This is a genomic window from Clostridium fessum (assembly GCF_003024715.1).
GTDB lineage: Bacteria > Bacillota > Clostridia > Lachnospirales > Lachnospiraceae > Otoolea > Otoolea fessa.
This window is the reverse complement of the sequence record NZ_PYLO01000003.1, coordinates 240,499-255,574: the sequence shown is the minus strand read 5'-3', so window position 1 is coordinate 255,574 and position 15,076 is coordinate 240,499. Positions and strand designations below refer to the sequence as shown.

At 38.6% G+C, this 15,076-nt stretch carries 13 protein-coding genes; 11 read left to right on the top strand and 2 right to left on the bottom strand.

What is annotated here, in order from left to right; translation table 11 throughout:
• Nucleotides 1–3 precede the first annotated feature (3 nt).
• The 11 genes from C7U56_RS10430 (at nucleotide 4) to C7U56_RS10380 (ending at nucleotide 12,730) form a co-directional block, all read left to right on the top strand.
• A complete protein-coding gene (locus C7U56_RS10430; protein WP_107001162.1) occupies nucleotides 4–2,490 on the top strand; it encodes an AAA family ATPase in 2,487 nt (828 codons plus the stop codon).
• Nucleotides 2,487–3,542: a 5-methylcytosine-specific restriction endonuclease system specificity protein McrC gene (gene mcrC / locus C7U56_RS10425; protein ID WP_107001161.1), complete on the top strand. Its 1,056-nt coding sequence runs from the start codon at nucleotides 2,487–2,489 to the stop codon at nucleotides 3,540–3,542. The genes C7U56_RS10430 and mcrC overlap by 4 nt, the downstream gene beginning before the upstream one ends.
• On the top strand, nucleotides 3,539–3,847 hold the full coding sequence (locus C7U56_RS10420) for a DUF6508 domain-containing protein (protein WP_107001160.1): 309 nt from the start codon (nucleotides 3,539–3,541) through the stop codon (nucleotides 3,845–3,847). The genes mcrC and C7U56_RS10420 overlap by 4 nt, the downstream gene beginning before the upstream one ends.
• Before the next feature lie 811 nt (nucleotides 3,848–4,658).
• Nucleotides 4,659–5,354 carry a hypothetical protein gene (locus tag C7U56_RS10415; protein ID WP_107001159.1) on the top strand — a complete coding sequence of 232 codons (696 nt, stop codon included), beginning with the start codon at nucleotides 4,659–4,661 and terminating at the stop codon, nucleotides 5,352–5,354.
• Nucleotides 5,355–5,375: 21 nt separating this feature from the next.
• Entirely contained in the window at nucleotides 5,376–6,089 is a 714-nt protein-coding gene (locus tag C7U56_RS10410; RefSeq protein ID WP_107001158.1) for a hypothetical protein, read from the top strand.
• A 575-nt stretch (nucleotides 6,090–6,664) separates the two neighbouring features.
• A complete protein-coding gene (locus C7U56_RS10405; protein WP_107001157.1) occupies nucleotides 6,665–8,788 on the top strand; it encodes a penicillin-binding transpeptidase domain-containing protein in 2,124 nt (707 codons plus the stop codon).
• Between the two features lie 88 nt (nucleotides 8,789–8,876).
• Nucleotides 8,877–9,224 carry a DUF6070 family protein gene (locus C7U56_RS16030; protein WP_267895328.1) on the top strand — a complete coding sequence of 116 codons (348 nt, stop codon included), beginning with the start codon at nucleotides 8,877–8,879 and terminating at the stop codon, nucleotides 9,222–9,224.
• Nucleotides 9,225–9,228: 4 nt separating this feature from the next.
• Complete coding sequence (locus C7U56_RS10395) at nucleotides 9,229–10,494, top strand: DUF6070 family protein (RefSeq protein WP_107001295.1); 1,266 nt, start codon at nucleotides 9,229–9,231, stop codon at nucleotides 10,492–10,494.
• Between the two features lie 59 nt (nucleotides 10,495–10,553).
• On the top strand, nucleotides 10,554–10,985 hold the full coding sequence (locus C7U56_RS10390) for a hypothetical protein (protein WP_107001156.1): 432 nt from the start codon (nucleotides 10,554–10,556) through the stop codon (nucleotides 10,983–10,985).
• Between the two features lie 25 nt (nucleotides 10,986–11,010).
• Nucleotides 11,011–12,237, top strand: a complete 1,227-nt coding sequence (locus C7U56_RS10385) for a hypothetical protein (RefSeq protein WP_107001155.1) — start codon at nucleotides 11,011–11,013, stop codon at nucleotides 12,235–12,237.
• A 52-nt stretch (nucleotides 12,238–12,289) separates the two neighbouring features.
• Entirely contained in the window at nucleotides 12,290–12,730 is a 441-nt protein-coding gene (locus C7U56_RS10380; protein ID WP_107001154.1) for a hypothetical protein, read from the top strand.
• 96 nt (nucleotides 12,731–12,826) lie between these two features.
• Here C7U56_RS10380 and C7U56_RS10375 read toward each other — a convergent pair whose 3' ends face one another.
• Together C7U56_RS10375 and C7U56_RS10370 are read right to left on the bottom strand one after the other, a co-directional pair.
• Nucleotides 12,827–14,623: a BlaR1 family beta-lactam sensor/signal transducer gene (locus tag C7U56_RS10375; protein WP_107001153.1), complete on the bottom strand. Its 1,797-nt coding sequence runs from the start codon at nucleotides 14,621–14,623 to the stop codon at nucleotides 12,827–12,829.
• 1 nt (nucleotide 14,624) lies between these two features.
• Nucleotides 14,625–15,011 carry a BlaI/MecI/CopY family transcriptional regulator gene (locus C7U56_RS10370; protein ID WP_107001152.1) on the bottom strand — a complete coding sequence of 129 codons (387 nt, stop codon included), beginning with the start codon at nucleotides 15,009–15,011 and terminating at the stop codon, nucleotides 14,625–14,627.
• Nucleotides 15,012–15,076: the final 65 nt, after the last annotated feature.

Below are 15,076 nucleotides of genomic sequence, written 5' to 3'. Positions count from 1 at the left end.
TAGATGCAATATGATTGGATAGATTTTTACACAGAGTTTGCAACGAAACTCCTGCCTTTCAAAGCTGACAGAAAGGCACTAATTCAGAAACTATATGCGGTGTATAACATGGCAGGAATGAGCGTTCCTAAGCTTGAGAGTGGCGATGAGATTATTGACATCGACCCATTTACTATCTTTGGAACCTTTAATAAGGGAATAACAAATGCTAATAGAATCGCGATTCTTAATGGGATTGCGTCAGAGTTCGAAATTTCTGCAACAGTTCCGAGCAATTTTGATGGAATTCCGGTTCTCAATAATCTGAAAGCTACATTCTATGGATTTAAGGATGATAGAAAAACAGATGATATTGATAATCTGTGGAGTTTGTTTGAGATTGCTCTTGTACTTGCCGATAATGACACAGTAGATAACCGCCGGAAATTTTCTGAAGTATATGATATGGTACATGATCAGCTTTGCATTCGATGGAATATTACGATGGGTCTGTATTGGATTCGCCCTTATGCATTTATCAATCTGGATTCCAGAAATCGCTGGTTTATAGCTGATACCAAGAACATGCCTGGCGAGGTTGTGGTCGCAGCTGAGAAGACCTTTAAGAAAGTGCCGTATGCCGCAGACTATCTTGGGATAAAAGATTTGTGTAAGAAAGTTCTGGATACGGGCGAATATGAGTACAAGAGCTTCCCGGATTTGTCCTATACAGCATGGATTATTTCTGAGAAGGTGAATCAGGAAAAATCAGTTGAAAAAGGAAAAAAGACATCGAAAGCAGAATTTCTCAAATGGTTCATGCCATTATTACAGGCACTACGTGATTTGGGAGGATCTGCAACACCGGTAGAAGCAAGAAAGAAAATTATAGAAAATGAGCACTTGTCGGATGAGGTAGTAAACGAAACTAGAGGTAAAACGAAGGTTAACAAATTTGAAAATGAAGTTGCTTTTGCAAGAAATTATCTCGTTGGATCTGGATACATTGATAAGAGTGTAAGAGGTGTGTGGACACTTACCGAAGCAGGTAAGACAGTGGAATTAACAGCGGAGATGGCATCGGATATTTTCAAAAAAGGTGTTTCTGATGCAAAGAGCAATAAAACGAATGATAGCGATGCTCTTGCAGACAATGATGTCGATACTGTTCGTTATTGGCTCTATGCTCCGGGACAGGGTGCTGATAAATGGGAAGAGTGCTATAGGAATGGCTATATGCTGCTGGGCTGGGGTGAAATTGGAGATCTTGGAGTATTCAGCTCTAAAGATGAAATGAAACAGCAGATGAAGCAGGAATATGGCGATAGCAGCTCTTATAGGAATTCAGCTCATGCCACATGGCAGTTCGTCCATGATATAAAGATTGGTGATGTTGTATTTGTGAAGAAAGGAAACAATGGAATTCTTGGTAAAGGAATCGTTGAGTCTGACTACGAATACGATGCTGATCGTGCAGACGAGTATTCAAATATCAGAAAAGTTAACTGGACTAATAAGGGTAATTGGACAATTAATCATCAGGCACCACAGAAAACATTGACTGATATTACTCCATATAGTGACTTTGTGCAGGAAATCAAAGACTTATTTGAAGACGATGATATGGTTGACGACGAGCAGGAAGTTACCTATCCAGAGTACACAGCGGAAAATTTCCTTGATGATGTCTATATGTCTGAAGAAGACTATTCCAGATTGGTTGGCCTGCTTAGAAACAAGAAAAACATTATTTTGCAGGGAGCTCCAGGCGTGGGAAAAACTTATGCTGCTAAGCGCCTAGCATATTCCATGATGGGTGTAAAAGATGTAGAGCGTGTGATGATGGTGCAGTTCCATCAGAGCTATTCCTATGAAGACTTTATTATGGGTTTCCGCCCATCTGCTACAGGATTTGAACTGAAGAAGGGAGCATTCTATAACTTCTGTAAGAAGGCCGAGATAGACAGTGATAACGAGTATTTCTTTATCATAGATGAAATCAATCGTGGCAATCTGAGTAAGATCTTCGGTGAGCTGTTTATGCTGATTGAAAACGATAAACGCGGAAATGCTCTGCAGCTTCTGTATTCCGATGAGAAATTTGCGGTTCCGAAAAATGTCTATATCGTCGGTATGATGAATACTGCAGACAGAAGCCTTGCTATGTTGGATTATGCACTTCGCAGAAGATTTGCTTTCTTTGATATCAAGCCAGGGTTTGAGACTCCGGGTTTCAGAGAGTATCGCATGGCATTAGACAATGAGAAGTTTAACAAGCTGATTAGTTGCGTAGAAAATTTGAATGGTGTGATTGCTTCTGATGAATCTTTGGGTGAGGGATTCTGCATTGGACACAGTTACTTCTGTAATTTACAGCCTGACACAATCGACGATGATTGGCTTTATGGTGTTGTGGAGTATGAGCTGATACCGATGTTGAAAGAATACTGGTTTGATGAACCTATGAAGGTAAAAGATTGGAGCGAAAATCTAAGGAGCGCGATTAAGTGATACCGATACAAAACGTCTACTATATGCTGTCCTATGCATTTCAGGTATTGAATGAGCAAGGCTATAAGAATATAGCCACAGAACAATTTCATAATACTGGCGAGCTGATGGCGGCTATCTTAGAAAAAGGTATTGCGATTCAGCTAAAGCGAGGACTTGGTAAAGAATATATTCCGCAGACGGAGGCGCTCTCTTCTCTGCGAGGAAAGATTGATATTGCAGAGTCCATCAAGACACAATCAATGTTACGGAAACAGCTAATCTGTACATACGATGAGTTTTCGGTTAACAGTACCATGAACAGAATCATCAAATCTACAGTTGCGCTTCTTCTTCGGTCAAATATATCGAAGCAACGCAAGAAGAATCTCAGAAAGCTGATGATGTATTTTGGAGAGGTGAATTTTATTGATTTGCACACAGTAAATTGGAATGTTCAGTACAATCGAAATAATCAGACATATCGCATGCTGATTTCAGTCTGTTATCTGGTAGTGAAGGGCCTGCTTCAGACTCAGTCAGATGGAAGTACTCAACTGATGGATTTTCTGGACGAGCAGCGTATGTGCCGATTGTATGAGAAGTTTATACTGGAATACTACAGGAAAGAGTATAAAGACCAGATTACTGCGAATGCATCACAGATTCCGTGGCAACTGGACAATGAAGAAAATACCATGCTACCGGTGATGCAGAGTGATATTATGCTTCAGCATGATAATAGAGTGCTAATCATTGATGCAAAATATTATGAGCATAGCACACAGGTGCAGTTTGACAAGCATACGCTTCATTCGAGCAATCTCTATCAGATTTTCACCTATGTAAAAAACAAGGAATACGAGCTGAGGGATAGGGAACACAAAGTCTCAGGAATGTTACTGTATGCAAAGACTAAAGAAGAGGTGTATCCGAATAATGTTTACCAGATGAGTGGTAACCAGATTACCGTCAGAACATTGGACTTGAATTTGCCATTTTCGGATATTGCTAAGCAACTGAATACCATTGCGGCAACGCACTTTGATTTACCGGAGAGGAGCAAGGGATGACAAACGAAGAAAAGATAATGAAGTTTAGGCAGTTGCTCTCAAATATAAATGTTACCAATAGCTATGAGGTGCTTGAAGAGACTGGTGACCTAAAAACAAACTACTGGGATTACATGACCACAGAGCCTATAAATTGCAATGAAGAGTTAAAGCGATTGGAACATGCTGATTATGATTTATGTTCAGCTTTGTTAACGATGCTATTACGAGAAGATCATTTTTGTAATGGTGCTTTTGATCAGAGAGTGGAATCCGGGCAGGTTGAACGTATTGTTCAGCGGATGATAAAATTGCTTGAAAAATAAGAAAAGGTTTATTTATAGCATTTATCTGCAACAGGATTCAGTTATTCGAAAAAATCGAATAACTCATAATTACAAGAGGGTTCAGTTATCTGATAATTTTGGATGACTGCTGGTAGTGGTTATTCACAGGACGAAATTGGAAAAACAGTATTTACCCAATTCGCAAATTAGTTTAAATGAACTATTCGGAATTTCCGGATAGTTCAAATCTAATGGAAACTAGGGCATATGTGATACAGATAAAATGATGACCGGATATCAGGTCGAGACGGTGAAATCCGGCAACTCAACTCCCTGCGAGTGTATGGCCAACTTGTGGTTAGAGCGGAAGGATTGTGTAGAAGTTTAGAGGCATTCACTGTCTCGACGGTCGAGACAGTGGCAGGCGGCAGCAGTGTAAACTTGCCTTGTATTATATAGGTAGAAAAGGCCTTATACTGACTTGTTCCCATAGACTGTGGTGGTCAAGACCGTGATATGGATGTCATTTTTGCCACAGATTGCATCTGTTTGTAGTTGTGAATGCGCGGTTTCAGAAGGCGTGGACCTGTTTCCGTTTTGACAGGATATGTTTCCGAGAACGGGCAGAATACCTGACATCAATCAGAAGGTATCGTGCCATGTGGAAACAGTCACTCTTCTGACGAGAAAAGCCAGGTAAATCAAAGGGTTGCGCCGATTTGTGGCAAAAATGGTTGTGTGTTTCAGTTTCCGCAGAAGACACATGCGGAAACTGATTTACCCCAGGGGTAAGATTTTCGGAATTGTTGATATACATTTTGGCAAAAGGCAAAGTGTAGGGAGGATACATATGAATTTAAGTATTTTATTAACTGACTTTATTGATACGAAAGGAATGCTTAAAACATATAGGTTTATACCCATTAATCAATATAATAGAATAGTGGTTGATAGATTATCTGATATTTGTACAGATGTAAAGGAAAATACAGATAAGGATGTGGGATTGCTAAGAGTATATAATTCTGACAAATGTCAGTTGCTTTCTACTACTTGTAAAATTAAAGATTTTACAGACAGTTATGGTAAGATTTTTTTCTGTTTTGAGCATATGTTTATACCTGTTGAGAGTTCTAGATATGGAAGCTGTGGTATTTATAATTTTATTTTACCTGTAGACTATAGATTGACAGAATTACATATTGTAGATCCTTTTGATAATAATAAAAATTTAAAAAAGAAAAAGCACTTTAAATATGATGTTTTTTATGATTGCGAAAGCCATATTCAAGTTGTACAAATGCAGTTACGTTCGGCAAGAGGTAATTTTTCTTTTATTCTTACAGGAGAAGCATGTATTGATGATGGTAAGAACAAATTTATAGACTGTAAAGAGCAAAACATATACTTAGATGAGGATATTCGAGAATTCTTTTTTGATGATGGTATAAAGAAGTCATTTTGGAAAAATTTGAAAGAATCAATATTATTAGAGCCTAATTTTAATGGGATCGGGATAGATTTAAAGAAATTATTTCAAAAATAGTATAAGATTGGAGGGTAAAGATTGAGAACAGCGAATGAATATGAGATTGCAATTTTTAAGAAAGAATATTGTAAAAATGGAGAGGATAGAATCAGTATAGGAAAAGATTTTGAAGTTGATGTAGAGTCTTTTGAAGAATTATTGCCTGGGAAAATTGTCAGCAGTTATGCAACGGGTAATCGTAATATTGAAAATTCTTTCATAATGTTTAGAGTTTGTGACGTAATCAAGGATATCCAATATTTCCCGGTTTTTTCAGAGACAATTGGAAGGAAAATGCTTAAGAGTTGGAATAAACCAGTACCAAAGAAGCGAAGTATCTTCATAGAAGATAACAATGGTGTAGGAAGAGGTAATGGTGGAACTGGAAATGGGAATAAAAACAATGTAGAAAATTCTAAATTAAGAAGTTTGATTTTGTTTGCACGTTCATTAATGATTTTACATATTAATGATCCGCAACCAATGAATGGAATGCTAAAAGAAATATATGAAAAATTAGAATTACATCCATATTGGAATGTGAGAAATTATGAGGTCAAAGCTGTAAATACTGCGATAGGAAGTTTTTTACGGAAAGATATTAATGTTCAAAATGAAAATTTTCAAAACTTGCAGGACTATATACTTTATTTGCAAACAAATGTAACTGGAAGGCGTTTAAGAAATACTAATTTCGATACGTTACGAAATATTATGGGAACAGAATACCCGGCAGAACAAGTATATTTTTGAGTTAAAAAATATGTGAAGAAATATCAAAAAAGTAAAACACTACCCCAATCCTGAATATACATTGCATACTTTCGCTATGCAGTATAAAATCAAAGTTCAGGGGAATATTGAAACCGTCTGTCTGCTTTCAAGGAAACCTTGATTTTCTGCGGTTTGTGGGATATTAAGGAGCAAAAATGGATGTGTGTTTTGTAGCCTTATGAATGAATCATTTGAATATCGTAGCAGAGGGGCGTTTTGAGACTCTGCTGAATAATAGGCTTTTGCTAAAAGGTATCATTTTTGCGAAAATGTATGATACCTCCTGGCAGGAGCCTTTTTGTATAAAGATAACTTGACTTATAAATCTTACTGATGTAATATTTACACAAGTGCAGCAGGATTGCGGACGAAATTTTTTTGTTGCGAAATCTTACGCATGTAATAAAAAGAGAGGAGGAATGCATAGTACGATATACCCAGCAAAGAGAAATTTTTTTATTTTAAAATCTTACGAATGTAATATTTTGAAGATATAACGTACATTGAAAATAGAATATGACCATATCAGCAAAGCAAAATGAATGGAGGTCAATATGAAGAAAGGAAAAAGCAGAAACAAGCGAAAGAAAACAAGAAGCAGGCTCCTATGGATTGCGATTGCTGTTATAGGAATAGCTGCGGTAATTTCTGCAGTATGCGTGGCAGGAATGTTGGCAACAAAGGAAAATGCCTGGAGGACACCGGAAGAACTTCTGGTGGAGTACATGGATCATATTCCAAAACAGGAGTATGAAGAAATGTATGCGATGCTACATATTGAGGCATCGGGGAATGTCAGTCAGGAGGATTTTGTAACTCGAAATTCAGCTATTTATGAAGGTATAGAAGTCCAGAATATGGCTGTTCAGATTATTGCATATGATGAGGAGCAAATGGCGGTAACCTACCAGACTTCTTTTGATACAGTTGCAGGAACTATCAGCTTTGAGAATGAAGCACTCTTCCTAAAGGGCGAAGATGGATATAAGTTGGTTTGGGATGATTCCATGATTTTTCCGAATCTGACTTCTACAGATAAAGTAAGAGTTTCCACTACACAGGCAGTAAGAGGAGAAATTCTGGATAGGAACGGACGTGTCCTTGCAGGAAAAGGTATAGCTTCTTCGGTTGGAATCGTTCCGGGCAAGGTGGAAAACAGAGAGGAAGCAATTGCACAGATTGCAGAACTGTTGGAAACAACTCCGGAAGCGATAGAAAAGATGCTGTCGGCACAGTGGGTAAAGGATGACTCCTTTGTGCCGATAAAAACCATTCCGAGGGTTGAAGAAATCGAGTTGATGAAGATTGAACCGGACGAAGAGGTGCTGAAAGAAAAGGAAAGACATGAAAAGCTACTGGAAATTCCCGGAGTGATGATATCTGATGTTGAAGTGCGTGAATACCCATTAGGAGAAGCGGCTGCACATTTGGTCGGGTATGTTCAAAGCGTTACTGCGGAAGATTTAGAGGAACATGCAGGAGAAGGCTATACAGCCAATAGTGTAATCAGCAGAAGCGGAATGGAGGGCTTGTTTGAGAGTGAACTGAAAGGCCAGAACGGTTGCAGGATTTACATTGTAAATTCGGAAGGCAAAGAGAAGGAGGAACTGGCTTGTATTCTGGTACAGCATGGGCAGGATATTCAGCTTACGATAGATGCCAATTTGCAGGTTTCCTTGTACGAACAGTTTAAGGAAGATAAAAGCTGCTCAGTGGCCATGAATCCTTATACCGGAGAGGTATTGGCCTTGGTCAGCACACCGTCCTATGACAATAACGATTTTATTATGGGATTGTCCAGTGAACAGTGGACTGCGCTTAATGAGGATGAGAATAAGCCAATGTATAATCGGTTCCGGCAAGTGTGGTGTCCGGGGTCTACATTCAAGCCAATTACCGCTGCAGTCGGCTTGGAATCAGGAGCAATCGATCCGATGGAAGATTACGGGAACGTAGGCTTAAGCTGGCAAAAGGATGCATCGTGGGGTTCTTATCATGTAACAACACTCCATGCATATGAACCAGTCATTTTAGAGAATGCCTTGATTTATTCCGATAATATTTATTTCGCAAAGGCAGCATTAAAGATTGGCTCAGAAGAGATGGAGAGTTCTTTGACCGGACTTGGTTTTAATGAGGAACTGCCATTTGAGATTAAGATGGCAGAGTCGCAGTATTCCAATACAGAGGGAATTGAAACTGAAATACAGTTAGCTGACAGCGGTTACGGACAAGGACAGGTTTTAGTGAATCCGTTACATATGGCTTGTATCTATTCTGCTTTCTGTAATGAGGGAAATGTCATAAAACCGTATTTGGTATATCAGAAAGACGCAGTAGCTGAGTATTGGATTCCAGGAGCCTTTTCTAATGAGACAGCAAGTCGTGTATTGGAAGGAACAAAGAAGGTTGTGAATGATTCTAATGGAACTGGATATGCAGCCCATCGGGATGACATTCTTTTAGCGGGAAAAACAGGTACGGCAGAAATCAAGGCATCGAAGGATGATGCTTCGGGTACGGAATTAGGATGGTTCGCAATTTTTACAACAGAAGATACGGTAGAACATCCTATATTGATTATTAGCATGGTAGAAGATGTGAAAGGTAGAGGAGGAAGTGGATATGTTGTTAAGAAAGACGGCCTGGTTCTGGAAGAGTGGTTTAGTAGTAATTAGTTTTTTACTGATGCATAGTGTTTCGGGGTGTAGCGATGCACCCCCGGAAGAAGATACAGTTTCGGAAACAGTAATTGATATTTAGGCTATTCCAGAAGAACCTCAGGAGAATGCAGAAGAAATTATAAACATCTGTATAGATCTTTATAAGAAGGCAGCAGAAGAAAACAAGATAGCTGATTTGGAAACGATTCGCAGTATTGTAAATTGCCTTGGAGAAAATGGATATCCGGCTGTTGACAGCAGAAATCAAGTTAACATGACTGAGGCAGAGCAGGTACTGGAATTTTGCGAAAAGGTGGATGCACAGGAAGAAGCAGAAATAACGATTCTTGAAGTCAGTTATTTTGGCGGATTTGTAAAATACGATTTGCACTCAAAAGACGGAAGTGTGGATGTGGTCAGAAGCTATTACAAGTATGAAAAGAAAGGATGATATTATGGCATTAAAAAGAAAAAGCATTCTACTGATCATGGTATTTCTGATTGGGTGTTTCGTGTGTGCCTGTGGAAAAGAAGATAGTGTTGCGGGAGAATCTCTTGTGGAAGATACGGAAGAAGTATCTTCCACGGAGAAAATAAAAAATGCCGAGGAAGAGGCTGCAGTACAATGGGAAAAGGGCTACAATCTTCCGGTAGATGAACAGGAAAAGGAAGAAGCTGAGAGTGACTGTAAGAAGCTGATGGAACTTTATCTTGACATTTATGAAACAGCAGATAAAGGGATAGCATCTAATGTTGTTTTGGATAATCAAACGGTTCTTGAAATGCAGAAGAAGATAAAGGACGCAGGATATCCAATTGCTACGATGGTAACGTATTCTACCATCGAGAATTATGAAAGTGTTGACAGTTTTCTGAAAGAATGTATGGAAGGGAAAAGAGGCTCTGTGGTGATTTATGAAATCCATAATGATGGTGGACTGGGCAGAATGAAATTCATTTTTGATGGAACGGATATGTATGTTGTGAGTACAAGAGGAATCAGGAATGCTGACAACAAGCTGGGAATTTCGTACATTTCTTATACGAGACTCAAAGAATGGAAATACACGGAAAAAGGATGGTTCTGCTATGAGTTGTGTGTGCCGGAGCCACCGGAAGTCAGTGAAATTGTGGATGGAAGCTGCCTGATTAGAATAAAACCTATGACAGAGGAACAGCGTGAAATGTCTGAACGTTGTGTTCGAGGTCTTGGATATCAGGGAAATAACCTTTTGTGTTCAAACTGGAATATAGAAAATCTGAATGAGTTGGATTATAACGGGATGTTTGAATATCTGTATGGAATGAAATATGGAGAAAAATTTAATTCCGAAGATTATCCAAATGGTATCCCAAAAGAAAAATTTGAAAGTCTGATTATGGAATATCTTCCGATAACAGCAGAGCAGATACGGGATTACGCAGTATTTGATGAGGAAAACCAGACGTATTATTGGGTGCGACTTGGATGCTTTAATTATGCGCCTACCTTCTTTGGGACATCTCTGCCGGAGGTTGTCGACATCAAAGAAAATGAGGATGGGACGGTTACGTTAACGGTGGAGGCAGTTTGCGACATGGTCATTTGCGATGATGCAGTCATTACCCATAAACTTACGGTAAGATTTTCAGAGGATGGCAGTTTTCAGTATTTGGGGAATGAAATCCTAAATGACGGAATTATGCAGATACCCGATTACCAATACCGGATTAAAGAATGATTTGATGATAATGGTGTTCTATGATAATCTTACATGTGTAAGAAAAGAAAGGAGGACACATGAAAAAATTAAAATTAGTTGGAATATTGGTAGCAGTTGTATTGATAGGCGGAGTAATATCCATTTCATTCATAAATAATAACATTGCCTATAAAGTAGAAAAGGAATTATGTGAAACACCACTGCCAGAGAAAACGGAACTGATAGAGTCAATATCACGGGCAGGGAAGCTGACAGGTAACGGAAACGGGATGCAATATTTTGGTGCGATTCTAATTCAGAGCGAGTTGTCCTTGAAAGAACTGGATGATTACTATTCGGATCACAGAAGCAATGAATGGGAGTATCTTGTGGAAATTCAGGAAGGACAGTCTATTGATGTGATTGACAACGAAACTCTGAATTTTGGGAAAGAAATAAATGACGCCGGATATTACATTGTATATTCATGGGAAAGAGAAAATTCTCTATTGAAAGAACTGGATATATGAGGACATTAAAAAGGGGGCTATATCAATGAAAAAATTTATGCTATGTATTATGGGCTCGCTCATTGCACTGTTTGTAGTATTTTGGTGTTGCATTTCGTATACGGTAAATTACAAGAAGATAACTTGCGATACATCCGTTTCACCAGATAAAAAATATGAAGTGATACTTCAAGCTGTTGGAGAACCGGAATGGCCTTTTGGTTCAGCAAGTGGACGGTTAGTCCTTAAAGAAGGCGAAGATAAGATATCGCAAACAGATTTTGAATTGTACAATGACGGTGCAAGCATCAGTAGCAGCTGTTGGAAGGTTACCTGGCATGAGGACTATGTAGAAATAATTCTATCAGGTGAAGAACAATTTGATGAACAAGTCATTTTATATTTCGATGGTACGAAAGAAATACAGCAATTGACAGATATTGCAGATATTGAAGTGGACTATCCATCAGAAGAGAAATTAGATGAAAGCCGGGTTATAACCGAACAATCCTTTGAGGTGGATTTGAATGATTGGGGCGAGGTACGATTTGTGTCTTATCTACCGACTTATGATACGCTTTGGGAAGATGTCTCATTTGTGCTGGCTAAGGACAATCAAATTGTGTACCATTTCCCAGCTTATTTTGAAAACAATAGTACTGAGAATGATAACGTAGGTATGTTTGACAGCGTAGAGGCAGTTGGATTTCAGGATATAGATGGAGATGGTGCAAAGGATGTGATTGTCATCATAAACTATGTTACAGGAGCAGGACCGCAGGGAATGATGCCACGAAAGACCATTAGAATATTCAGTTCACAGGATAATGGTTTTGTCATTCAACACGATTTAATGGATGAATTAATGGAAAATATGAAAGAGGATGATATTTCTATTCCTGCGATCTGTGATTATGTGACATTAATGGAAACAAATGAAATATATGATGGATATCGTACTATATATCAACAATACTTCGCAGACGAAGGATGTGATTTTATGATATCATACGGTGCGAATGGAAATTCTAGAGTTATCTTAAATGAGAATGAGGAAATAATAGAATATCTTGTATATGACAGACTTTCGGAGAATGAAAAATGCGAATTATATGTTTTATACAGAAGTAAGAAAAACACAGATGGTTCATGGTATATCTCAGAGGCGGAGATCCTTGATATATTTGCATATAGTATGTCTACAAAAGATGTGGTCAGTAGTGGTAAAACATCATGGTCAGCGACTGGAAGTGAAGAGCATGAAATAAATTAAGATAAGCTTTTGATTTTAATTCGATTATCTACATGTGGTGTGAGGTGTTTTTATGAGAAAGTTTGTTAGAACGTATTCTCCATTTTTAGTATATTTTGTATGTGTGGCTTTGGCTTATTTTCTTTGTTTTTATTTATTTCCCAAATATAATGCGGCCTTAGCCTATTTGGGCTTTTTAATTATATATACATATATTGATATTGGGGTTTTTATTTTAGGTTTTTTTATGGGAAAAATCATTGTCAAACGCAGCATTGACATTAGCTTTTTGCTGTGCCTAATATATGCATTAATTTCTTTCGGGTTGATGCTCTTGATAGGTTCTCTGAAATACGTTTTTTATGATTATATGTATAGTAACTTTACGTTTACATTTTCAATCTTCATTGAATCATTAGGTGATAGAGATAGTTTGTTTGTTTCAATTGGGACATTTATATCTTTTTTTATTGGAGAAATTATAGAATACATCAATGATAAATCTAATTCTTGACGTATAGAACTGGATAATTGAAACGCTTTTATGCATAAAGTGAAAATAAAAAAATCGGGCAAAGGATTATACGACTATGACCTTTACCCGATTTCTTTATTTCCAGATATTCATGTCGGACAAGATAGACATGGTTATTTCAGTTGCGTTGCCTCCGGTAGCATCGCTGTCTGCACCAATGTTGGTAGCGAAAAAGTATGTATTATCTACAGTTTCGATATAGCCGATAAACCATCCGTTCACATCTTGGCCATCCACACGTCCGGTTCCGGTCTTTCCGTAGAATGTTCCGGCATCGGAAGAGGAAAGGCAGATGGCATCTTTTACTGCATTGATATTTTCAGGGGCGAAGCCAAGGCTGTTATTCTGCAGCCTGGTTAGAAGTTCGACCTGCTCTATTGGGGAAATCTTCAAGGAAGATTCCATCCAATAAGTGGAGAAATCACCACTTATATTTTCGTTTCCATACCCAATTTCCTCAATATAGTTGGAAATGTCAGCGGTTCCAAGCTGTTCGTCCACAGATTCAAAATACCAATTCACGGAGGAATTCATTGCAGACTGTAAAGTCTGATCCGCATTCCATGCTTCAAATGGATAGGTTTCGCCATTCCATGCAATGAACGAATTTTCCGGTGTAATGATCTCTTCTTCCAATCCGAACAGGGCATCATATATCTTGTAGGTGGAGTTTGGAGCAACTCGTAAGGTGGCATGCTCCATGTCGTGTATGCTCCATGCATCATTTTCTAAATCATATAAAACAAAGCTACCTTTGTATTCTCCGAAGTATGTGGAGAGGTCTACATAGGTAACATTCTCAGAAGAGGAATCCCATTGGTAGTAGCTTCCATCTGCTGCGTATGTAGAAATAAAAGGTGCGAATCCAAGTAGAAGGACAGCAGTCAACATGAATGCAGTTGTACCTTTTATTCTCTTCATAAATGTCGGCTTCTCATAAGAGGCAATGTTAATAATTCTCCGTTTCATCTGCTCCATGTTTCCACCAAGGCCGGCAGAAAACGGAAAAGGAGTAAGTGAAACCTTCTCTGCAAAGTTAATCAGTGTATTGCCATAATCTTCGTAAGCATCCTCTTCAAGCATCTTCAAAACGGAAGTGTCACAGGCAACCTCTCTGTCATTACGCATTTCTTTCAATGCATACCAGACAAGAGGATTGAACCAATATACCACTCCGGCAAGGTTCATCAGATAACTGGCAATAGCATCATGGTGCTTGTAATGCTGCAGTTCATGTAACAGCATATACCGCATATCGGATTCGTTATAATCAGAGATCAGATGAATCGGAAGATAAATACACGGTTTCAAAAGTCCAACAATAATCGGGGATTTCAAAAATGCGGTACTGTAGACAGGAATATCTCTGTGAATCCCTATCTCTTCTAAGCAGTGATGATACAGTCTGCGGACTTCCTTGTTCTGAAGGGGAAGTGCAGATTTCTCCAAGTTGCGTAAACGGAGAGAGGATTTGATTACCAATATAATCATTGCAAAAATGCCTACAATCCATATCCCTAACAATATGTATCCGGCAATGGATGGTGTCTCGCTATTTACAGAAAGTGCGAAGTCATTCATCCAGTCTGTATTTCCTGCTGGATTAATTCCCACAGCTTCTCCTATAGCGGTTGCGGTACCAGAAGCAGGAGAGCTTCTTAAGTTACCAAGCCACGAGAAGATTTGTGGAAATCCGATGAGACGGAACGGTATAAAGGGAAATGTCAGCAACCCAAGAAGCAGGAACCACAGATTATACTGCATACGGCTGGAAAGGTTGTCTTTGAATATCCGCTTGGCTATCAAAAGAATTCCGATGATACCGCTGATAAATACATTGCATATTAAAAAGCGTATCATAAAATCAGCCACGTTAATTGCCTCCTTTTTTTGACCTCTTTGAAAGAAGGGAGCGGAGGGTATCTATTTCTGTTTCAGACAGTCTGTCATTTTCTATATAGGCAGACAGCATGGCAGTGATATCTCCGTCATAGTATCGTTCCAGAAAAGAATTGCTTTCCTGGCCGATGTATTCGCTTTCCTTCACGACTGGGGTGTAAACAAACACTCGGCTCTGTTTTTCATAAGTCAGAGCGCCTTTGGTCACAAGGCGTTTGATTAAAGTCTGTATCGTTTTCGGACTCCAGCTTGTGGTCTGTAATAATTTATCTGTTATTTCATTTGTACTGATCGGCGCATGTTTCCATACGATTTTCATAACTTCAAATTCAGCTTCAGAAATCTGTGGTAAATCGCTCATTTCAAATCCCTCCTTAAATCTTACAGTTGTAATAAAAATATTATAGACGCTATTTATGTGGTTGT